Here is a 21,130-nt window from a genome sequence, read left to right as displayed (position 1 = left end):
ATAACTTCTTTGGTGGCAAGTAGAAAGGGATGGAATTTTAACTAAATGGGAAAAACGATAAAGTGGAAAGTTATTAGTACAGTAGTAACATTGTTAGTTATAGGTTTAGTTTTATTAAATGTAGTAAGCACATATACGGTCAACACTAAAATTGAAAAAAGTTTAGTGGATCAAAATAAAGTGCTCGTTGCAGAGATGTCTACGTCTATACAAAATTACTTAAACATCTATGAAAAAGGTCTGATACAAATGTCTTTAGCGCATGATGTATTGGAATATAAAGATATGTTAAGTGAACATAAAAAGAAAAAGGCAATTATACTAGAAAAGAATTTAGATACACAGTTTCAACAATATATTTCTTTGTATGACGCCACAACTTCCGTTTACTACGGTTTAGTAAATAAACATTTAGAAATTTTACCTGAAGCAGATTTAGGCGATGATTTTGATCCTACAACGCGAGAATGGTATAAAGGTGCAATTGAAAACCCAGATAAAATTTTCTGGACAGAGCCATATACAGATAAAGCAACAAAGGAATCGACAATTTCTGGCGCTAAAGCGGTGTTGAAAAATGGTAAAGTTATTGGTGTTGTTGGTATGGATATTTTACTATCTAAGTTAACTTCGGAAATTTCAAAAAAAGAACTAGGTTTTGGTGGATATCCAATTATCATTGCTAAAGATGGTACAGCTATCGTTCATCCAGAAAAGACAAGTAAAAATCTATCTGATTTGACTTTAGTGAAAAAAATGCAAAATGAAAATGACGAAAAAGGAGTAATTAAGGATACTTCTGACGACACGGGAAGTGATTTTATAACAGTGTATGATACAGTTCCTGGTCTTGAGTGGAAATTAGCTGCTGTCTTTGAAAAGAAAAATATTCAACAGACAGCATATGATATCCGTAATATTATTGGTACAATTTCCGTTGTGTTACTCATTATTTTGTTCTTTACTATGGTAACAATAATTGCGAAGATTACAAAGCCAATTACCATTTTGCGTAAATTAATGAATAGCGTAGCAATTGGTGATTTAACAGTAAGAGCTCGTTTCGATTCAAATAATGAAATCGGTCAATTAGCTACTGACTTTAATAAAATGGTTGATAATATGCAACAAATTATACGAGTCGTTAAAGATTCTGCCGCAGAAGTCCAATTAGGTTCACAAAATCTAAGTGGACTTGCTGAAGAAACAAATGCTTCAAGTGAAGAAGTTACAGCAGCGGTTGTTGAGATTGCTGATGGCGCTTCAAAATCTGTGGGAAATGCAGAGCAAGCTAGTGAAAATGCGATTATATTAAGTGAACAAATCAACTCGATCCTACAGAAATCTAACTTTATGAATAGCATTGCCATAGAAGCTAATACGAGGAATCAAGCAGGACAAGAACAAGTGGATCAATTAAAATCTGCATTTCAGGAGTGGGAGAAAAATTTACTTAGTATGTCGAACGTGATTTGTGCTTTAGAAAACAAAATAGACTCTATCGAACATGTAATGCAAACTATAATGGAAGTATCGGATCAAACTAATTTACTAGCGCTAAATGCAAGTATTGAAGCAGCAAGAGCAGGTGAATATGGTAAAGGATTTGCCGTCGTTGCCGAGGAAGTTCGCAAGCTCGCTGAGCAATCAGCGAGAGCAACAATAGAAGTGAAGCAAACAGTGCAACAGCTTCAATTTGAATCGAAGCAAGTAGGAGCTCAAATGTTGGAGACGAAAACGGCGTTCCAAAAGCAAGAAGCCGTTGTTCACGGTACAGACGCTATTTTTGAAACCATTTCATCATTAATGGAGGAAATGCAAAAAGCCATCCATGATGTTTCTGAAGAAGTACACCGGGTAAGCTTATATAAAGAGACTGTCGTAGAAGTTATTAAATCAATTGGCGCAACATCGGAAGAAACGGCTGCTGCCTGTGAGGAAGTAAGTGCTTCATCGATAGAACAATTAAATGCGATTGAATCTGTCTCAACGGCATCAGAAAACTTAGCAAACTTAAGTGAGCATTTAGCTAACTCTGTAACTAAGTTCAAAATATAATTTTATAAAAAAACCAAATGTCTAGAGCACAGGCATTTGGTTTTTTTTGCTCAAGGAATAATAAGGGATTTCTAGAAATATCGAAATAGACCTTGTTTTCACTATGTAAATATTACAAACTCTTATTGTTTTTGTTCCATTAATAGAATAATTTCTTGAATTTAAGAAAAATAAACTCCTCAACTAAGATTTCATCATAAAAGAAGAGCAATGTTCATATATTTCGTATGAATAAGTCCGCAAAAAAAGAAATGAATTGCTACTATTTTTTGTTTTCTATGAAATAATTCGGTTTAGAAAAAAATGAAAAATGTATTCTAAAGTAAGTATTCTAATTAATACATTTGTTATAGATAAGGGGTATAGTTTGTGGTAAAAAAGGAGGTTTGATATGCAAGCAAACGTAATAGATAGACCTAGGTTTTACGCTAAATATGGAAAGAGGCTATTAGATTTAATTATTTCTAGTATTCTTTTGCCTATTATTGTACTTATCATGTTAATAATAGCTATTACATTACTAATTGTATCAGGAAGACCTATTTTCTTTACACAGGAGAGAACAGGGATAAATCAATCAAACTTTCAAATATGGAAGTTCCGGACGATGAGAATTGATCAAGTTCAGAAGAGAAAAGTTAATGACTGGAAAGGTGGGGTACCAGAACAGTTTGTTTTTAAAAACTCACAGGATACTCGGATGACTGGAATTGGGAAGCTACTAAGAAAGTTGAGCTTAGATGAACTGCCACAAATTATTAATGTAATAAAAGGTGAGATGAGTTTAGTAGGACCAAGACCTGAAGTGCCAGAGATTACAGACTTTTATAATGTAGAACAGGCAAAAAGATTGTATGTTAAACCAGGAATTACAGGATTGGCGCAAATAAATGGACGTTCTAATATACCTCACGGAAGAAAAATATATTATGACATTGATTACGTAGAGAATTGCTCTTTACTTCTTGATATCAAAATATTACTGCGCACTATTCGCGTAGTTCTATCTAGAGAAGGGGCATATTGAAAATGCTTTAGTTTATTCTTAATCCACATATCGCTCTTGTACCAATATCAGCGGTATCAATGATTGAATGTGACCACCTACTCTAAGCTACAATTTAAAAACCAGAAGATTTCTACAAAGCATTTGTAGTGATTATGAGAGTTTGATTATCTAGCTATCAAAGTAATTATTATTGTTAGAAAGATATTGGAAATTCGAATAACACATTCATAAGGATTTTAATTAGGGTTAATTCTTACTTGTTTTTTCATTTGTTCTATGTCAAAAGATCTAAGAAAGGTGAGTAAATGAAAATTGTTCAAATAATTACGAGATTAGATACAGCTGGTGGAGCACAATCACATGTACTAGCCCTCACAAAACAACTTGCTTTAGATGGACATGAAGTAACGATTTTTACTTCAAAGGGGAATCTCATTCATCAGGCATTAAATGAAGAGAATATAAGCATTATACAGCTTCAATATTTAAAATGGGCGATTCACATTGTAGATGATATTCGTGCATTTCTTGAAATACGTGAAAACTTACGTCGTATAAATCCAGATATAGTTGCTCTTCATTCATCAAAAGCAGGAGCAGTTGGTAGATTAGCAGCTTTTTCATTAAATATCCCAACTGTTTTTACCGCACATGGCTGGGCTTTTACGGAAGGTGTAAAGCCATTAAAAGGATGGGTTTATCAACAAATTGAAAAGGTACTAGCGCCAAAAACGACAAAAATCATTACTGTTTCTAATTATGATTACTTACTTGCCTCAGAAAAAAAGGTCGTGAAAAAAAACAACATGACGACGATTCATAATGGTATCCATAGTATTAGTAAAAATGGACAAAATCTTTCTCAAAATAGAGTTCCAAAAATCATTATGGTTGCAAGATTTGAGCAACCTAAACGTCAAGATTTATTGATTGAGGTACTATCCACAATGACGGAAAAAGAATGGCAACTAGTATTCATAGGTGATGGAAGTCAGATGGAAGCTGCAAAAGAGTTATCGCTCCAACATCATATTGCTGATCGAGTTACATTTCTAGGATCTAGAGATGATATCGCAGAACAATTACAACAGGCAGATATATTTGTACTATTATCAGATTTTGAAGGCTTACCTATCTCTATTTTGGAAGCGATGAGGGCTCAGTTACCTATTATTGCTTCGAATGTAGGGGGAGTACCAGAGCTCATCATTGATGATGAAACCGGATATGTGGTAAATCATGATTTAGAAGCAATTAAGGGTTGTATGAGTAGGCTTCTAGAAAATCATTCCTTACGGTTAAGGCTAGGTCATTTAGCTCACAGCTATTTTGAAGAAAATTTTTCATTTCACTCTATGTATGACAAGACGGTAAGTCTATATCTAGAAGCTCATAATGAGAAGAAAGAGAAAATTGATCTACAAATACTTAATCATCCCTAATCTTGTGTGAAATAATGTCGAATAAGCGGAAAATACTATATTCATTTATATAGATAATTTGAGAGTAATGTAAATATATCTGGATATTGCATTAAATCTCAAAGGAGGGGATTACCCAAGAAACGTCTCGTTTAAGAAGGAATAAAATTAATAGTAATTTAAAAAAATTAAGAAATGGAGAGAACTATTGAACATTTTAGTAACTGGTGGAGCAGGGTACATAGGCTCGCATATTTGTATTGAGTTAATACAAACTGGTCATGAAATTATTATTGTAGATAATTTTTCAAATAGCAATATGGAAGTAATCAATCGTTTAGAAGCCATTACAAAGAAAAAAATAACATTTTTCCCCATAGATATTTACAATCAAGAAGAATTTGAAAAGGTATTTCAAAATTATTCAATTGATAGTGTCATCCATTTAGCTGGTTCAAAATCAGTTTCAGAATCCCTCAGCAATCCAATCAAATACTATCTGCAAAATTTAGTATGCACGATCCAACTAGTCAGTCTGATGAATAAGTACAAAGTACATCAACTAGTTTTCAGTTCATCAGCAACTGTTTATGGTACTCCTGAACAATGTCCAATCCCTGAAACCGCAACTTTAAAAACAGAAAACCCCTACGGTACAACGAAGTTAGCTGTAGAAAAATTCTTATATGAATTTGCACAATCTAACCATTCTTTTTCAATTGTTTTATTACGATATTTTAATCCAATTGGAGCACATGAAAGTGGCATGATAGGAGAGGATCCCTTCACAATTCCAAATAATTTGATGCCTTATATAACCCAAGTTGCAACAGGTAAATTACCTTTTTTGAATATTTACGGAAATGATTATCCGACTCTTGATGGAACGGGGATACGTGATTATATTCATGTAGTTGACTTGGCAAAAGGTCATGTAAAGGCATTGCAAAGTTTAAAAGAGAAGTATGGTTGGAGAGTATTTAACCTAGGAACTGGTGAGGGGTATAGCGTCTTACAAGTGGTAAAAACATTCGAATATGTATCAGGTATACCAATACCATATCTTATAAGCGATCGGCGTAAAGGTGATGTTGCAATTAGCTATGCTGATGCGACAAAAGCAAAACAACAACTGAATTGGGCTGCAGAAAAATCGTTAGAAGATATGTGTCGAGATGCATGGAGATGGCAAAGAAATAATCCAAATGGTTATAAAGACGGAAATATAAGAGAAGATCAGTTGTTATACTTAACGGACCTGTAGTTGTTGCATAAAAATGGAATATTGTCTATACTATATTAAACATACTTAATTACTATGATTTAAACTATTTACTGCTAAGCCCTATAGGAAATCTATAAGGGCTTATTTTCTATGGTTAAATTAACAGAAATGTTTGCTTATCTGACAATTTAATGATAGGATTAAGGTAATTAAATATTCTTATCAAGAGAAGCCGAGGGAAAAGGCCCTGTGAAGCTTCAGCAACCTCTGATTCATTCAGAAAGGTGCTAAGTCCTACAAGACATTTGTCTTGGAAGATAAGAAACGAGCGTATTAAGTTAGCCCTCATTCTTATCCATAGAATGAGGGCTTTTAATATGAGAATACATAACAAACATGAGGGAAAGGAAGAGAAGTAGCTATGCCAATTAATATTCCGAAAAACCTTCCGGCAACGGAATTACTAAAAAAGGAAAAAATCTTCGTAATGGAAGAGGATCGTTCGAAGAGTCAAAATATTCGGCCTTTAAATATATTGATTTTGAACTTAATGCCAGAAAAAGAGAAGACAGAGCTTCAATTATTACGTCTATTAGGTAATACACCCCTACAAGTAAATGTAACATTTTTAAATACAGCGACGTATGTTTCAAAAAATGTTAGTGAAACGCATTTAGAATCTTTTTATACGACTTTTGAACATATTAAACATCGTCGGTTTGACGGCATGATTATAACGGGTGCACCGATTGAACTAATGGAATTTCAAGATGTTGATTTTTGGGAAGAAATCGTTAGTATTATGGATTGGACAAAATCAAATGTTACATCTGTATTGCATATATGTTGGGGTGCCCAAGCTGCACTTTATCATCACTACGATATTGGTAAATTCCCTCTTGCTAAGAAATGCTCAGGTATTTATGATCATACAATCACAGATCCAACTGTGAAGCTTGTTCGTGGCTTTAATGATATTTTCACTGCACCACATTCACGAAATACTTCTATATCTATCGAAGAAGTTGAATCCCATCCAAAGCTAAAACTACTGTCAGCTTCTGATGATGCGGGTGTATTTATTGTGATGTCAGAAGATGAAAAACAGATCATGATTACTGGGCATTTAGAATACGATGCTCATACATTGGCAGATGAATATTCACGTGACGTTGCAAAAGGTTTGGATATAGAGGTTCCAAAAAACTACTTCCCTAATGATGATCCAACAAAGCTGCCAATTAATACTTGGCGTTCCCATACGCATTTATTGTTCTCTAACTGGCTGAACTATTATGTTTATCAGGAAACACCATTTGAGTGGGAATAAAAAGATACCCTATTCTATTTGTTAAATGGTATAGGGCATCTTCTTTTGTATGTAAAGACTCTTAATAAGTAAAGACCATTTTCTTTTAAAATCTAAAGGTATGCACTTTCAACGCATACTTTATGCTATGATAAATGTAATTTATCTCGAAAGGAAGACAATAAATGAACTCACCTTTTACATTTATTCATACAGAACCAAAAAATATGGATTCAACTAAAAAATACCCAGCCATTTTTTTATTACATGGAATGGGAAGTAATGAGCAAGACTTACCGGGCTTAGTAGCAGATTTCGAAGATAATTGTCATATCTTCAGTTTACGTGGTCCTATTACACATAAACCTGGTTATGCTTTCTTTACGATTCAAGACATAGGAGCACCAGAACGTCCAGTATTTGATAAAGTCGCTCATTTTATTCGAGAATTTATAGAAGAAGCATCGTTTATTTATAATATTGATTTAGAAAAAATTGTATTAATGGGCTTTAGCCAAGGAGCAATTTTAGCACAATCATTAGCATTTGTTTTAGGTGACAAATTAACAGCTGTTGTCGCTTTAAGCGGTTATGTTCCTGATTTTGTGAAAAACGAATATCATAAACAATCAGTAGAACATATGCCAATTTTCATCTCACACGGGGAATATGACTATGTTATACCACATCAGTGGGGCATTGAAAGTAAGGAATTCTTTGAGTCATTAGGTGCAACTGTCACTTTTAAGAGTTATCCAGACGGACACGGTGTTACACCAGCTAATCATTTGGATTTAATTACTTTCTTAAAAGAACAAATCTCTTAACTAAAATTTAGAAGCCATGAGCAACTTTTTGCTCATGGCTTATTTATATTTATATTAATTGTAAATACCAACAACCTTAAAATATATATATGATATTTTGTTAAAAAACATAGACCTCGCTAGTCTATATACAAAAGATCAAAACACGGTCTCTAAGAGAAAAAACTTACTAGCAAAAAGCCAGTAAGGAAAAAGGAACTCGAAACTATATATTAATATCTTGCTTCAAACGTGAATATAATTGTTCTTTATTTCGAGGGAAGGGTGCATCTGCTGCAAGTATTCCAATCAGTTGTAATTGTTCGGCTGTTTCAAATATCCAAGGCTTCTCAAGATGAGCTTGAGCAAGCAAGTTAGGCTGCTTAAAAACAGAGATGGGATCACCATGATAAAGTATCTTACCGTCGCTCATAACAATAATTTCATCGGCCCATTCATATGCAAAATGCACATCGTGAGTTGATAGTATTATGGTTTTATGTGGTTTATGAATCGTATTTAATAGTGCCATGATTTGCTTAGAATAATATGCATCAAGACCTGCAGACGGTTCATCTAATATAAAAACATCTGGATTCATTGCTAATACCCCAGCAATAGCGACACGTTTTTTCTGACCTAAACTTAAAAAGTGAATCGGCTTTTGTTGTAGGGGAGTGACTTCAGTTTCTTTCATCGCCCACTCCACTTGTTTGATAACCTTTTCTTTTGACCAGCCAAGGTTCATAGGACCAAACGAGATATCATGTTTAACTGTACCAGAAAACAATTGAGAATCCGGATCTTGGAAAACGATCCCCACTTGCTCCCGTAACTGCAATAAAGCTTTGCGTCCATATGTCATCTGCCGGCCATTAAAATATATTTCACCAGAACTTGGTTGTAATATCCCATTTAAATGTTGAAATAATGTAGATTTACCAGCACCATTATTACCAAGTAATGCAATTTTTTTGCCCTTTTTAATAGAAAGAGAAAGGTCTTTTAATGCAATAGTGCCGTCTGCATAGCTATGTGTAAGATGTTGTATTTTAAAAAATAGCTCATCCATTTAGAATACCTCCAAACTCAAAATAAACAGCTACAATGCTAATAGAAATTAGTACAACGCATAACCAATTTCGTTTTGAAAATGAGTATGTATCCTCTAATAATTTTATATCTTCCATATAACAGCGTGAATTCATAGCTATAGTTAATTCCTTCGAACGTTGAAAAACATGTACAAACAACGAAGAAATAAGTAAACCTAATGAATGTAAACTTTGTTTAATAGTTATATAACCAAGTCGGGAATTTTGCGCTTGATGGATTTTTAGTGATGCTTCTAAAAAAACGAAAATGAATCGATATGTGATTTCTATCAATTCTAGTAAAAGAGTAGGAACTTTTAATTTTCGAAATACATGTAATATATCATGTACCGGGGTCGTTAATGTTAAAAAGTATAAGCAACTAATACTACCAAGAACAGTAAAAAAAAGTTGGATTGCCATTTCTAAACTACGTTTTGTTATAAAAATATGCAATCCAAAAACCTCTGTCGTCCAAAGTGGTGTAGGTATGAGGCCATTATTCCCTGTAAATGAAATCAAAATGGTCAGCATACTCGTTAAAAGAAAAAAAACAGGTACTAATAATAACTTGATATAGTATTTAAAAGGAATTTTTGCGCCTAAAATTGTAAAAGCACTCATCACAGTAAATGTGATGAGTGATACAAGAGTGTCTTTCACAGTTAAAGAAAATAACATCAGAAAAAAGGTAAATGCCATTTTTTCGATAGGATGAATATGCTTCCAACGATTCATATAAGCATATTTATCAATAAGGATCATCTTTAATTTGACTCTCTTTGTTATTGCCATTATTCTTGCGTTTGTGTTTACCTCGTGTTAAGCCAATAAAGTAACCGATAAATCCAGCACCAATGGCTGCTTGAAGACAGAATAATAAACTTTCAATTTCCCCACTTGGAGGTTCCCAAATACTTGAAAACCAAGGCTCATATGAAGCATTTATCTCGCCAATAGCTGCTTCAGCTTCACCATCAGCTCCTCCAAATTCAGCTCCCTTTTGTATGAATAGCGGGAAAATAGCAAGAATGATAACGATTGCGATTAGTATTAAATTCTTTTTCATCGTTGTTCAGCTCCTTTCGAGAAGACACGAAGCGCTTTTAGCTCAGAAACATTGTATTTTTTCAAGAAGTTCATAATAATAACAGTTAAAATACCTTCAGAAATAGCTAAAGGAACTTGAGTCAAAGCGAAAATACTACTGAATTTCGTGAACGACGCAAAGAATCCACCAACTTCAGAAGGGAATGCAAGTGCTAATTGAATAGAAGTGACAATATAAGTACCAAGATCACCCAAAGCAGCAGCTAAAAATACAGCAAATGCAAAAGATAATCCAGCTTTAGTTGCCCCTTTATAAATACCGTATGCAATTAGTGGACCAACTACAGCCATAGAAAATGCATTGGCGCCTAAAGTTGTTAAGCCGCCATGTGCTAATAAAAGTGATTGGAATAATAGAACGATAAAACCTACAATACTCATTGCAAATGGACCAAATAAAACAGTTCCTAAACCAACCCCAGTAGGGTGAGAACAACTACCCGTTACAGATGGGATTTTTAGTGCGGATAATACAAAAGCAAATGCCCCTGATAGACCGAGCATCATTTTTGTATCTGGATTTTCTTTTATTGTTTTACGAATTGAACGAAATCCAATGATCAAAAACGGAATCGTTACCGCCCACCAGAAGATAGCCCATTCAACAGGTAAGAATCCCTCCATAATGTGCATGGCAAATGCTTGCTTTGGAACAATCATGACAAATACTAAAAAGTAAATCATTTTCAAATTAAAGATTGATTTTAGCTTATTCATATTAATCTCCCTTTTGTGTATGTATTTTAACAGGCGACTTATTAGTTAAAAAATAACACCTCCTATGAAATACCTCTCTGGATAGGGCATACAGGCATTTTGTCATTAAAAAAGCACCTCTTTCATAGAAAGAAGTGCGTGAAGGAATAGTCATCAGTAAATAAGACTTACTCACTTTCACACCCATCCTCGTAGGTTGAAACATTTCCTCACTTCATGGCAGGTCTCCTGGCTTAGAATCATCATTTTACTACTACCTTCCCATCATTAGACAGTGACATAACGTAGCAAAACTCCTCAACACAGTGGCGGGACCGCGCCGGATTAATACCGACTTCCCTTTTAAGTTAAACGCTAATTTAACACCATGAAGTTTATTGAATTATTAGATTTCAGAATATAGTGTATCATGAGAATTTTCTTTCTACTAGATTTTTTTTTGAAAAACTAAAATGAGGTAGAAACAAAGCAGAAGCTGTTTTTAACAACAATATTTTGTTGGAAATGATTATTTAATATTATGTCAAGATATTAATTTTTAAAAATCTATTTGAATCTAACAAAATTTAGTATATGATAAATACAGATTTAGAATTTACTGAATAATACAATTGAATAGCAAATTTAAAAGTGCCAACATGTATAGAACATAGAGTATGTTGGATAATAGGGAAATCGGTTAGAATCCGATGCAGCCCCCGCTACTGTAACGCTGATGAAATGATAATACTCACTGGTTAAATACTGGGAAGAGATCAAAGTAAAGTGACGCGTAAGCCAGGAAACCTGCTTTTATAATTATGAACGATACTTTTCGGAGGGAAAGGTGAAGGCTACAGCAGATGACGCTTATTTATTATTTTGTGTTGTCTGAATAATCTAGTTTTTAAACCTTGATTCCTTGAATTAAGGTTTTTTTATTTGTCAAAATAGTTAACTAGCTGCCAATTTACCCTATTTCCATAGTTTTTTCATAAAAAAAGATGAACATCATTTGGGAGGATCACTATGACAACTTGGAATTTAGAAAGTATGAAAAGCCATTTGCTTATTTGTAACGGTAGTAGCTGTTTAAAAAAGGGCGGTGAAGAAGTTACACTGGCAGTAAGAGAAGAGATCGCTAGACTTGGAATTGATGAACAAATACATACAACTCGAACTCGCTGTAATGGTCGTTGTAAAGATGCTTGTGTCGTTATTGCATATCCACAAGGTACTTGGTATAAAGCAGAATCTCCTGAAATTGGTCGTCAAATTGTACGTGACTGTATCGACCAGCAAGTTGCACCACATGTCGTCTATCAAACGATTAATGGCAATATGACGAAAAACCCGACATCAGGAGCGATTAAAGGGATTTCGAAAAGTAAATAGATAGATGTTATGAAAGGGAGATGTTTCAATGTCACAACTTGGCAAACTTTATGTAGTTGGTTTTGGTCCAGGGGATTTTAAACATATTACAACAAGGGCAGTTGAAGCACTGCAAGAAAGTGATTTCATTATCGGTTATAAAACGTACGTAGAACTCATTCAAGATTTAATTGATAGTAATACCGCTGTCATCAGTACGGGTATGACTGAAGAAGTATCACGAGCGCAAGAAGCTGTAAGACAAGCTGAAAATGGCAAAAAAGTTGCAGTCATTTCAAGTGGAGACTCTGGTGTTTATGGAATGGCTGGTCTAGTTTATGAAGTGCTAATAGAAAAAGGATGGACAGAGGCAACAGGTGTTGAAATTGAAGTTATTCCTGGTATTTCTGCAATAAATTCATGTGCCTCTTTACTAGGCGCACCAGTTATGCATGATTCATGTACGATCAGTTTAAGTGACCACTTAACACCTTGGGACTTAATTGCAAAACGAGTGGAAGCTGCGGCAATGGCGGATTTTGTAATTGCTCTTTATAATCCACGTAGTGGTCGCCGTACACGCCAAATTGTTGAAACTCAGCGTATTTTACTACAATATCGTTCACCAGAGACACCTGTAGGGTTAGTTAAAAGCGCCTATCGTGATCGCCAAAACATCATCATTACGAATTTAAAAGATATGTTGAATCATGATATTGGTATGTTAACGACAGTTGTCATCGGTAATTCATCAACATTTTTGTATGACAATAAAATGATTACACCCCGTGGTTATCAAAGGAAGTACACATTGAATGCTGAAAAACAACCATTAAAACCACATCAACGATTGAAAGAAGAAGCTGAGCCTTGGGCAATGGACCAAGAAACTGGAATTCAGCGCAGTCAAAATATTGATAGCGTACCTGCTTTAGTAAGAGCTCAGCAACTGTCAGTTGTAAAAGCGGAATCAAAACCTACTATTGGCTCTTTCGAAATGGCTTTGGATGCACTATCGCGTGTAACTGATCAGCAAGTGGCAACACAGGCTACTTATGTACAACAAGAAATGGAATCTATATTCGAATTAGCAGTAAGCCCCGGTGTTGCGAATAAACGATTTACACCAAAACAAATGATGACTTTAGCAGAAGTAGTTGGAGAAAAAGGGACGATGGAATATACACCAAATCATAATATTCTATTGAAAATACCAACGACAATTCCAGATATCATCACAGCTAAATTGCAAGATGCAAACTTTATTTTGTCCCCTGTTGGTGATGTTGTAACAATAAAAGCATGTGATTTCTGTGATGGTGAAAAGACAGGCGGTATTCCTTATGCAGAGGAACTTCAAGAGATATTAGGTGGCCTACACATGCCAAAAGAATTTAATATCGGCTTTAATGGATGTGGAATGGCTTGTTACAAAGCCGTGATGGAGGACGTTGGAATCGTCTATAGAAAAGGTAAATTCGATCTTTTCGTAGGTGCGAAACCAGTTGGTAGAACAGCTCATCCGGGGCAACCAGTAGCAGAAGGTATAGATCCTGAAAAGATAGTAGAAGTTGTCAGTAACATCGTTGAAGAATATCGTCAAAATGCGCATCCGAACGAGCGCTTGTTCAAATACTTCAAACGTGTGAAGCGAATTCAAGGATTTACCTATCAAGATATGTCACCGAAAGTTGAAATTGAACCTGCTCCTTGCGGGGATTAAAAATTAGGGGGAATTGTAATTATGAAAGCTATATTATTCGTCGGTCATGGTAGTCGTTTAGCAGAGGGTAATTCAGAGGTCAATAAATTTGTAGAGCAACTAAAGCCAACATTAGATACTCAATTACTAGTGGAATCTTGTTTTTTAGAATTTGCATCACCAAACATTTCACAGGGGATTGATAACTGTGTCGCTAAAGGTGCTACTGATATCCATGTTATTCCGATTATTTTATTACAAGCAGGACATTCGAAAATTCATATCCCAGCAGCGATTGATGAAGGGAAAGAAAAATATCCTACTGTACAAATTACATATGGTCGTCCACTAGGTGTACATGAATCCATTTTCTCAATTTTAAAAGAGCGTTTAACAGAAGCTGGTTTCAATCATGAAGCGGAAAATAAAGATACAGCTATTTTATTAATCGCACGTGGCGGTAGTGATTCTGATGCTAATAGTGACTTTTATAAAATTGCCCGTATGCTTTGGGAACAATTAAATGTTCGTACAGTAGAATGTGCATTTATGGGAGTCACTTATCCAACAGTTGAAGAAGGAATTGAAAGATGTCAGCAGCTGGGTGCGAATAAAGTAATTATGCTTCCTTACTTCCTATTCACCGGTATTTTAATGGAACGTATGGAACAAATGGTCTTAAGTTATCAAACTACGTATCCTGACTTGGATGTAAAACTAGCAGCATACTTTGGGTACCATCCTGAACTAAAAACAGTTTTAGCAGACCGTGTGGAAGAATCGCTTCAAGGTGATGTGAAAATGAACTGTGATACTTGCCAATACCGTATCAATGCAATGGAGTTTGTAGAACATCATCACCATCACGACCATGATCACGACCACGACCACCATCATCATCATCACGATCATGAACACCATGAACACGAACATGCTGGTACTGCGAAATGATTTTGTTTTTAGCAGGTACGAGTGATGCGCGTGCATTGGCAATTGAGTTACAACATGCAGATTACCCGGTCCTAGCAACGGTTGTCACTGAATCAGCTGCAAAAAGCTTAGTAGAAGCAAGTATTGAAACTCATGTAGGTCGTCTAACAGATGAAGGTATGGCTCAATATATTCAATCAAAAAATTTACAGGCAGTTGTAGATGCATCTCATCCATTCGCTGAAGAAGCATCAAAAAATGCGCTAGCAGGAGCAAAACTAGCAAATGTTCCATACATTCGATATGAACGCGAAAGTCAGCAATTTGGAGATGAGAAATTAATCTTAGTAAAAGACTACGAGGAAGCAGCGAATTTAGCAGCAAAAAAACGTGGTGTTATTATGCTTACAACGGGTAGTAAAACACTTGGTACATTTACTGAGAAGCTATTAGGTTTAGAGGATACAAGAGTCATTGCCCGTATGTTGCCACGTTTTGACAATATGGAAAAATGCGCAGAACTTGGTGTAGAACAAAAGAATATTGTTGCTATCCAAGGACCTTTTTCAAAAGAACTAAATATTGCACTTTATAAGCAATATGGTGTCACTTTAATGATTACAAAAGAAAGTGGAAAAGTCGGTTCAGTGGACGAAAAACTAACGGCAGCTCTTGAATGTGGCATTGAAACAATTATGATTGCAAGACCAAAAGTAGCTTACGAAAATGTTCATTCTACTTTTGATGATGTGATAAAAGCATTACAAACTCAACTTCAACTTTCCCAAATATAGGAGGCAATCCAAATGGATTTCAGAACAGATTTTAAACCTTTAACAGTTGACCCAGATAAAATTTACGAACATAGCTTTGCAACTATTTTAGAAGAATATGGCCCGCATGATTTTACAGAAGATGAATGGAAAATTATTCGCCGTATTATTCATGCTTCAGCCGATTTTGATTTAGGTCGCTCAGTTATCATTCATCCAGATGCGATTGAAGCAGGTATTCGAGCAATTCGTTCTGGTAAAGCAGTAATCGCTGATGTGCAAATGATTGAAAGTGGTACTGGCCATAAACGTTTCCAAAAACATGGTGGAGATGTATATTGCTATATTTCTGACGATGATGTTTCGAAAGCAGCTAAAGAAGCCGGTGCCACACGTGCCATTATGTCTATGCAAAAAGCTGCACATATACATGAAGGTGGAATTTATGCGATAGGTAATGCGCCAACTGCATTACTTGAATTGATTCGATTAATAAAAGAGGGGGTAGTAAAGCCGGATTTAATTATTGGAATGCCTGTTGGTTTTGTATCTGCTGCAGAGTCAAAAGACGAACTAGCTAAATTAACGGAAGTGCCGTTTATTACAAACCTTGGACGTAAAGGTGGTAGTACTGTAACTGTTGCGGCACTAAATGCTATCTCACTATTAGCTGATCAAGCTTAATGATGCAAAAGAAAGAGAAAAAAGATCCATCGCAAATGCGTCATGGCTATACAACAGGCGCTTGCGCAACAGCCGTAACGAAAGCAGCTTTAACGGCACTTATTACTGGTGAGGCACAAGAAACAGCTACGATTCATTTGCCGGTGGGCCGAAATGCAACATTTTCAATCGAAAAAAATGTCTTTGAAGGAAATTCCGTGAGTTGTGAAACGATTAAGGATGCTGGAGATGACCCAGATGCAACACATAAAGCATTAATCATTTCTACTGTCAGTTGGGGAGACCAACCAGGAATAATTTTAGATGGAGGAGTCGGCGTGGGGCGAGTGACCAAGCCGGGTCTTCCTGTTCCTGTTGGAGAAGCGGCTATCAATCCAGTACCTAGAAAAATGTTAAATACTACAGTTCAAGAAACGCTAGATGAATTTCAAATTGACCGTGGCGTTAAGGTTGTTATTTCTGTTCCTGATGGAGAAGAAATTGCAAAAAAAACGTTAAACGGAAGATTGGGTATTATCGGAGGTATTTCAATCTTAGGCACTAGAGGAACGGTTGTACCTTTTTCTAGTTCAGCATATATGGCAAGTATTGTGCAGGCGATTAGTGTAGCCGTTGCCATGGGCTGCGATCATGTTGTATTGACAACAGGGGGGCGTAGTGAAAAATATGGTATGCAACAATATGAAGGACTTTCAGAAGAAGCTTTCATCGAGATGGGCGATTTTGTCGGTTTTGCACTTAAGCACTGTAAACGACTAGGTATTAAAAGAGTGTCATTAGTAGGGATGATGGGGAAATTTTCGAAAGTTGCCCAAGGTGTTATGATGGTGCATTCCAAAAGTGCAGCTATTAACTTTGAGTTTATGGCAGAACTTGCAAAAGACGTCGGAGCATCAGATGAGCTTGTACTGGAAGTAGTCGGTGCGAATACAGCTTCTCAAGTTGGAGAAATGATGATGGAAGCTGGTTACAATCAATTCTTCAATCATTTATGTGAAGCTTGTTGTACATCGTCACTTAATCATGTGCGTGGTGGTCTGATCATGGATACTGCTATTTATTCCATGAAGGGACAATTATTAGGGAGGGCTGATGGCATTGCCTCAATCGATTAAACTGATTGGTATCGGTGATAACGGACAAGAGAGTTTATTACCTCAATATGTATCATGGATTGAAGAAAGTGAAGTATTAGTAGGTGGAGAAAGACTTCTTGCATTCTTTCCTCACTATACAGGAGAAAAAATTGTCGTAAAAGGCGGCTTAAAACCGCTAGTAGAACAATTGAAAAATGAAACGCGTAAAACAGTCATATTAGCATCCGGAGATCCATTGTTTTACGGTCTTGGTGGCTATTTAGCGAGCAAAATAGATATCGAAGTTTATCCGTACTTTAGTTCCATACAATTAGCTTTTTCAAAAATGGGTGAAAGCTGGCATGACTCTTATTTAATAAGTGTTCATGGACGTAGTATGAAAGGTTTAGCGCAGAAAATTGATGGTAAATCGAAAATTGCATTGTTAACAGATTCTGATAATAGCCCAAGTAAAATTGCTGAATATTTATTATCTTTTGGTATGACGGAATACCGTGCGTTTGTTGCAGAAAATATGCAAGGCGAAGATGAAAAATACGGTTGGTATGAATTAGAGGATATGCAAAATCATGAGTTCTCTCCTTTAAATGTTGTCATTCTCAAAAAAGTAGGAAAGAGCCCGAAATGGACTTTAGGCATTGATGATGAAGAATTTTCACAACGTAAACCCGATAAAGGGCTTATTACGAAGAAAGAAATTAGAGTACTAAGCTTATATGCTATGGAGTTATCAAGTAATAGCACCGTTTGGGATATCGGTACTTGTACAGGTTCAATGGCGATTGAATCTGCTAAGCTTGCACCTGAAGGACAAGTATTTGCAATTGAAAAAAATGAAGGTGATCTTGAAAACTGCCTACAAAATCAACGTAAATTCCGTACTGATTTAACGGCAATTCAAGGCAAAGCGCCAGAAGGTCTCGATACATTTCCGAATCCAGATGCCATATTCATTGGTGGTACTGGTGGTAACATGAAGGATCTTCTTCAAGTATGCTGTGAGCGTATAAACGAAGGCGGAAGAATTGTTTTAAATGCAGCAACCATAGAAAATTTATACCGTGCAAATGAGGCGTTTGAAGAATTTGGGTTTGAAACATCTATTATGCACGCTCAAATTTCTAGAAGTAAACCAATCTTAGGTATGAAACGATTTGTGCCATTAAATCCAATCTATATTATTACAGCAAAACGAAAGGAAGACATCAATGAGTAATTTCGGTACATTATACGGCCTAGGAGTAGGTCCAGGAGATCCTGAACTTATAACAGTTAAAGCATTTCGTGTGATCCAAGAATCACCAGTCATCGCTTATCCGCGAAAACGCAAAGGAAGTAAGAGCTATGCACAACGTATAGTTGATGTATATATTCGTCCGGGTGAAAAAGACATGCTTGGACTTGTTTTTCCAATGACGAAGGATCAAGAGATTCTTGATAGAGAATGGAACAAAGCAGTTGAACTTGTATACGAAAAATTACAAGAGGGTAAAGACGTTGCTTTTGTGACAGAAGGAGATCCACTACTCTATAGTACTTTCATTCACATGATGAAATTGATGCAAGAATTGCACCCAGAAATAGAGATAAAAACGGTTCCTGGTATTTCTTCATTCAATGGCTCAGCTTCACGCTTAGGTATTGCACTTGCCGATGGGGATGATCATGTTGCTATCATTCCAGCTACTGACGATTATGATGCTATGAAAAAAGCACTTGAAGACCATGATGCTGTCGTGTTTATTAAAGTTGCAAAAGTAATGGATCTAATGATTCAAGTATTAAAAGAGCTAAATCTATATGACAAAGCATCTGTCGTAACAAAAGTTACCTCTGATGAGGAAGTAATTTGGTCAATGGATGAATTAGAAGATGCAGAGCTAGAATATTTAACATTAATGGTGGTGCGTAAATAATGAAAAAAATATACATAGTTGGGGCAGGACCTGGAGATCCAGATCTAATCACAGTAAAAGGGTTAAATATTTTACAAACAGCAGACGTTGTTATGTATACAGATTCACTAGTAAATGATGAACTTATTGCTAAAGCAAAACCAGAAGCAGAAGTAATTAAAACAGCAGGGATGCATTTAGAAGAAATGGTTGGTGTAATTGTAGACCGTGTAAATGCTGGTAAAACAGTAGCACGTATTCATACAGGGGACCCTGCAATGTATGGGGCGACAATGGAGCAACTGGCATTATTGAAAAAAGAAGATATATATGCAGAAGTGATTCCAGGTGTCAGTTCGGTATTCGCCTCAGCTGCGGCAATTGGGGCCGAGCTAACGATTCCAGATCTAACGCAAACACTAATTTTAACTCGTGCAGAAGGTCGTACACCTGTACCTGAATTTGAAAAGCTTCGTGATTTAGCGAGTCATCATTGTACAATTGCATTGTTTTTAAGTGCTACTTTAACGAAGAAAATCGTTAAAGAGTTACAAACTGCAGGATGGAGCGATGATACGCCAATTGCTGTGATCCAAAGAGCATCATGGCCTGATCAAAAAATTGTTCGTACTACGCTTATTAATCTTGATGAGGATATGCGAAAAAATGGTATCAGAAAGCATGCGATGATACTAGCTGGTTGGGCGCTTGACCCTAATATTCATGATAAAGATGAATATCGTTCAAAACTATATGATGCAACTTTCACTCACGGTTTCAGAAAAGGTGTGAAACCTCAATGATCGAGTTACAAGAAGGTAAAGAACCGGTTGTAGAACAACATAACCAATATGCCATAGTTGCTATAACGAAGCATGGTGTACAAACAGCACGTAATCTACATCGTTCATTTGTACACTCTGACGTTTACTATATGAGTAAATTTGAACAAGGTGATGAACAGCAAAAGCATATACAATTGTTTTCAGGAAGTGTACGCATGCTGTTACCAACATTGTTCAAACAATATAAAGGTATCATTATGATTATTTCACTTGGTGCTGTAGTCCGTATGATTGCACCTATTTTAAAAGATAAAAAGACAGATCCTGCGGTTGTAGTCATTGATGACCGTGCTGAAAATGTCATCAGTGTTCTGTCAGGCCATTTAGGTGGAGCTAACGAATTAACGCACGAAGTTGCTTCTGCTTTAAATGCCCGTGCGATTATTACAACTGCATCAGATGTTCAAAAAACAATTCCTGTAGACCTTTTTGGTTCACGGTTTGGCTGGATTTGGGATGCTGATGATAAGCTAACACCTGTCAGTGCGTCTGTCGTTAACGAAGAGCCTGTTGCCATCGTACAAGAGTCAGGTGAAAAAAACTGGTGGCATCTACAAACACCACTGCCAGAAAACATCACACAATATTCGAGTATTCTAAAAGCTCTAGAAGCAAAACCAAAAGGTGCATTAATCATCACCCATCGTATACTGACAGAAGCTGAAGAAGCAATTTTGAAGAATGGTGTTGTGTATCGTCCGCAAAATGTCGTAATTGGCATGGGCTGTAATCGTGGAACATCTGCCGAAGAGATTGAACAAGTTATTCTGGATACTTTACAAGAACTTCAAATTTCGATTAAAAGTGTCAAAGCTCTATGTACAATTGATTTAAAAAAGGATGAGCAAGGATTCCTTGAAATTGTTGCAAAGTTTGGCTGGGATTTTAAATACTACACACCAGCCGAATTGAATATTGCCACAATTGAAGCACCATCAGAGACTGTTTTCAAATATACAGGTGCTTATGGTGTCAGTGAACCTGCAGTTCGTTTATATACTGGAATGGATGATTTAGCTTTAGTTAAGAAGAAATCAGGTAACACAACTATTTCAGTTGCCGTTATTTCACATGAAGATTAGAATCAATTGCCAAGAAAACC

The 21,130-nt window shown here is 35.9% G+C and carries 20 protein-coding genes and 3 riboswitches; of the genes, 16 read left to right on the top strand and 4 right to left on the bottom strand.

Annotation, left to right across the window (positions count from 1 at the left end):
- Positions 1-45 precede the first annotated feature (45 nt).
- From ACZLO7_RS12960 to ACZLO7_RS12935, 6 genes are all read left to right on the top strand, one after another.
- Positions 46-2,058, top strand: a complete 2,013-nt coding sequence (locus ACZLO7_RS12960) for a methyl-accepting chemotaxis protein (protein ID WP_464937624.1) — start codon at positions 46-48, stop codon at positions 2,056-2,058.
- Between the two features lie 391 nt (positions 2,059-2,449).
- Positions 2,450-3,085 carry a sugar transferase gene (locus ACZLO7_RS12955; protein WP_464937625.1) on the top strand — a complete coding sequence of 212 codons (636 nt, stop codon included), beginning with the start codon at positions 2,450-2,452 and terminating at the stop codon, positions 3,083-3,085.
- A gap of 287 nt (positions 3,086-3,372) precedes the next feature.
- Complete coding sequence (locus ACZLO7_RS12950) at positions 3,373-4,509, top strand: glycosyltransferase family 4 protein (protein WP_464937626.1); 1,137 nt, start codon at positions 3,373-3,375, stop codon at positions 4,507-4,509.
- Between the two features lie 187 nt (positions 4,510-4,696).
- On the top strand, positions 4,697-5,752 hold the full coding sequence (galE, locus tag ACZLO7_RS12945; protein ID WP_464937627.1) for a UDP-glucose 4-epimerase GalE: 1,056 nt from the start codon (positions 4,697-4,699) through the stop codon (positions 5,750-5,752).
- A gap of 177 nt (positions 5,753-5,929) precedes the next feature.
- A riboswitch (SAM riboswitch) is annotated at positions 5,930-6,037 on the top strand.
- 97 nt (positions 6,038-6,134) lie between these two features.
- Positions 6,135-7,043 (top strand): homoserine O-acetyltransferase MetA, encoded by a 909-nt coding sequence (metA, locus tag ACZLO7_RS12940; protein ID WP_464937628.1) that lies wholly within the window; start codon positions 6,135-6,137, stop codon positions 7,041-7,043.
- Between the two features lie 164 nt (positions 7,044-7,207).
- Complete coding sequence (locus ACZLO7_RS12935; RefSeq protein ID WP_464937629.1) at positions 7,208-7,849, top strand: alpha/beta hydrolase; 642 nt, start codon at positions 7,208-7,210, stop codon at positions 7,847-7,849.
- A gap of 205 nt (positions 7,850-8,054) precedes the next feature.
- Here the strand turns inward: ACZLO7_RS12935 and ACZLO7_RS12930 are convergent, their stop codons facing one another.
- From ACZLO7_RS12930 to ACZLO7_RS12915, 4 genes are read right to left on the bottom strand one after another with little or no spacing between them, the layout of a single operon-like run.
- The gene (locus tag ACZLO7_RS12930; RefSeq protein ID WP_464937630.1) at positions 8,055-8,900 is read right to left on the bottom strand and encodes an energy-coupling factor ABC transporter ATP-binding protein; all 846 of its coding nucleotides are present in this window, start codon (positions 8,898-8,900) and stop codon (positions 8,055-8,057) included.
- Positions 8,893-9,687 (bottom strand): cobalt ECF transporter T component CbiQ, encoded by a 795-nt coding sequence (gene cbiQ, locus ACZLO7_RS12925; RefSeq protein WP_464937631.1) that lies wholly within the window; start codon positions 9,685-9,687, stop codon positions 8,893-8,895. Before cbiQ ends, ACZLO7_RS12930 begins: the two co-directional genes overlap by 8 nt.
- Positions 9,674-9,991, bottom strand: coding sequence for an energy-coupling factor ABC transporter substrate-binding protein (locus ACZLO7_RS12920; protein WP_464937632.1), 318 nt, complete (start codon positions 9,989-9,991; stop codon positions 9,674-9,676). The genes cbiQ and ACZLO7_RS12920 overlap by 14 nt, the downstream gene beginning before the upstream one ends.
- On the bottom strand, positions 9,988-10,749 hold the full coding sequence (locus tag ACZLO7_RS12915; RefSeq protein WP_464937633.1) for an energy-coupling factor ABC transporter permease: 762 nt from the start codon (positions 10,747-10,749) through the stop codon (positions 9,988-9,990). Before ACZLO7_RS12915 ends, ACZLO7_RS12920 begins: the two co-directional genes overlap by 4 nt.
- 201 nt (positions 10,750-10,950) lie before the next feature.
- A riboswitch (cobalamin riboswitch) is annotated at positions 10,951-11,134 on the bottom strand.
- A 226-nt stretch (positions 11,135-11,360) separates the two neighbouring features.
- A riboswitch (cobalamin riboswitch) is annotated at positions 11,361-11,557 on the top strand.
- Positions 11,558-11,757: 200 nt separating this feature from the next.
- Here ACZLO7_RS12915 and ACZLO7_RS12910 point away from each other — a divergent pair.
- From ACZLO7_RS12910 to ACZLO7_RS12865, 10 genes are read left to right on the top strand one after another with little or no spacing between them, the layout of a single operon-like run.
- Complete coding sequence (locus ACZLO7_RS12910; protein WP_464937634.1) at positions 11,758-12,123, top strand: (2Fe-2S) ferredoxin domain-containing protein; 366 nt, start codon at positions 11,758-11,760, stop codon at positions 12,121-12,123.
- A gap of 28 nt (positions 12,124-12,151) precedes the next feature.
- Complete coding sequence (cobJ, locus tag ACZLO7_RS12905) at positions 12,152-13,825, top strand: precorrin-3B C(17)-methyltransferase (RefSeq protein WP_464937635.1); 1,674 nt, start codon at positions 12,152-12,154, stop codon at positions 13,823-13,825.
- A 21-nt stretch (positions 13,826-13,846) separates the two neighbouring features.
- The gene (locus ACZLO7_RS12900) at positions 13,847-14,755 is read left to right on the top strand and encodes a sirohydrochlorin chelatase (RefSeq protein ID WP_464937636.1); all 909 of its coding nucleotides are present in this window, start codon (positions 13,847-13,849) and stop codon (positions 14,753-14,755) included.
- A complete protein-coding gene (gene cobK, locus ACZLO7_RS12895; RefSeq protein ID WP_464937638.1) occupies positions 14,752-15,528 on the top strand; it encodes a precorrin-6A reductase in 777 nt (258 codons plus the stop codon). The genes ACZLO7_RS12900 and cobK overlap by 4 nt, the downstream gene beginning before the upstream one ends.
- Before the next feature lie 12 nt (positions 15,529-15,540).
- The gene (locus tag ACZLO7_RS12890) at positions 15,541-16,191 is read left to right on the top strand and encodes a precorrin-8X methylmutase (RefSeq protein WP_464937639.1); all 651 of its coding nucleotides are present in this window, start codon (positions 15,541-15,543) and stop codon (positions 16,189-16,191) included.
- Positions 16,192-16,193: 2 nt separating this feature from the next.
- On the top strand, positions 16,194-17,306 hold the full coding sequence (locus ACZLO7_RS12885; RefSeq protein ID WP_464937716.1) for a cobalt-precorrin-5B (C(1))-methyltransferase: 1,113 nt from the start codon (positions 16,194-16,196) through the stop codon (positions 17,304-17,306).
- On the top strand, positions 17,284-18,504 hold the full coding sequence (gene cbiE, locus ACZLO7_RS12880; RefSeq protein WP_464937640.1) for a precorrin-6y C5,15-methyltransferase (decarboxylating) subunit CbiE: 1,221 nt from the start codon (positions 17,284-17,286) through the stop codon (positions 18,502-18,504). Before ACZLO7_RS12885 ends, cbiE begins: the two co-directional genes overlap by 23 nt.
- Positions 18,497-19,204 (top strand): precorrin-2 C(20)-methyltransferase, encoded by a 708-nt coding sequence (cobI, locus tag ACZLO7_RS12875; RefSeq protein WP_464937641.1) that lies wholly within the window; start codon positions 18,497-18,499, stop codon positions 19,202-19,204. The genes cbiE and cobI overlap by 8 nt, the downstream gene beginning before the upstream one ends.
- Positions 19,204-19,986 (top strand): precorrin-4 C(11)-methyltransferase, encoded by a 783-nt coding sequence (cobM, locus tag ACZLO7_RS12870; RefSeq protein WP_427752724.1) that lies wholly within the window; start codon positions 19,204-19,206, stop codon positions 19,984-19,986. Before cobI ends, cobM begins: the two co-directional genes overlap by 1 nt.
- Complete coding sequence (locus tag ACZLO7_RS12865) at positions 19,983-21,110, top strand: cobalt-precorrin 5A hydrolase (RefSeq protein ID WP_464937642.1); 1,128 nt, start codon at positions 19,983-19,985, stop codon at positions 21,108-21,110. The genes cobM and ACZLO7_RS12865 overlap by 4 nt, the downstream gene beginning before the upstream one ends.
- Positions 21,111-21,130: the final 20 nt, after the last annotated feature.

The organism is Viridibacillus sp. d25.2 (assembly GCF_055456015.2).
This window is presented reverse-complemented; position numbering and strand designations above follow the sequence as displayed.

Excerpts from the sequence above, each read along its gene's own strand:
- cbiE (WP_464937640.1), top strand. The coding sequence starts at position 17,284 with ATGGCATTGCCTCAATCGATTAAACTGATTGGTATCGGTGATAACGGA.
- cobM (WP_427752724.1), top strand. The coding sequence starts at position 19,204 with ATGAAAAAAATATACATAGTTGGGGCAGGACCTGGAGATCCAGATCTA.
- cobJ (WP_464937635.1), top strand. The coding sequence starts at position 12,152 with ATGTCACAACTTGGCAAACTTTATGTAGTTGGTTTTGGTCCAGGGGAT.
- ACZLO7_RS12910 (WP_464937634.1), top strand. The coding sequence starts at position 11,758 with ATGACAACTTGGAATTTAGAAAGTATGAAAAGCCATTTGCTTATTTGT.
- ACZLO7_RS12885 (WP_464937716.1), top strand. The coding sequence starts at position 16,194 with ATGCAAAAGAAAGAGAAAAAAGATCCATCGCAAATGCGTCATGGCTAT.
- ACZLO7_RS12890 (WP_464937639.1), top strand. The coding sequence starts at position 15,541 with ATGGATTTCAGAACAGATTTTAAACCTTTAACAGTTGACCCAGATAAA.
- ACZLO7_RS12950 (WP_464937626.1), top strand. The coding sequence starts at position 3,373 with ATGAAAATTGTTCAAATAATTACGAGATTAGATACAGCTGGTGGAGCA.
- ACZLO7_RS12930 (WP_464937630.1), bottom strand. The coding sequence starts at position 8,900 with ATGGATGAGCTATTTTTTAAAATACAACATCTTACACATAGCTATGCA.
- cbiQ (WP_464937631.1), bottom strand. The coding sequence starts at position 9,687 with ATGATCCTTATTGATAAATATGCTTATATGAATCGTTGGAAGCATATT.
- ACZLO7_RS12920 (WP_464937632.1), bottom strand. The coding sequence starts at position 9,991 with ATGAAAAAGAATTTAATACTAATCGCAATCGTTATCATTCTTGCTATT.
- ACZLO7_RS12955 (WP_464937625.1), top strand. The coding sequence starts at position 2,450 with ATGCAAGCAAACGTAATAGATAGACCTAGGTTTTACGCTAAATATGGA.
- ACZLO7_RS12935 (WP_464937629.1), top strand. The coding sequence starts at position 7,208 with ATGAACTCACCTTTTACATTTATTCATACAGAACCAAAAAATATGGAT.
- ACZLO7_RS12900 (WP_464937636.1), top strand. The coding sequence starts at position 13,847 with ATGAAAGCTATATTATTCGTCGGTCATGGTAGTCGTTTAGCAGAGGGT.
- cobK (WP_464937638.1), top strand. The coding sequence starts at position 14,752 with ATGATTTTGTTTTTAGCAGGTACGAGTGATGCGCGTGCATTGGCAATT.
- ACZLO7_RS12915 (WP_464937633.1), bottom strand. The coding sequence starts at position 10,749 with ATGAATAAGCTAAAATCAATCTTTAATTTGAAAATGATTTACTTTTTA.
- ACZLO7_RS12960 (WP_464937624.1), top strand. The coding sequence starts at position 46 with ATGGGAAAAACGATAAAGTGGAAAGTTATTAGTACAGTAGTAACATTG.
- ACZLO7_RS12865 (WP_464937642.1), top strand. The coding sequence starts at position 19,983 with ATGATCGAGTTACAAGAAGGTAAAGAACCGGTTGTAGAACAACATAAC.
- cobI (WP_464937641.1), top strand. The coding sequence starts at position 18,497 with ATGAGTAATTTCGGTACATTATACGGCCTAGGAGTAGGTCCAGGAGAT.
- metA (WP_464937628.1), top strand. The coding sequence starts at position 6,135 with ATGCCAATTAATATTCCGAAAAACCTTCCGGCAACGGAATTACTAAAA.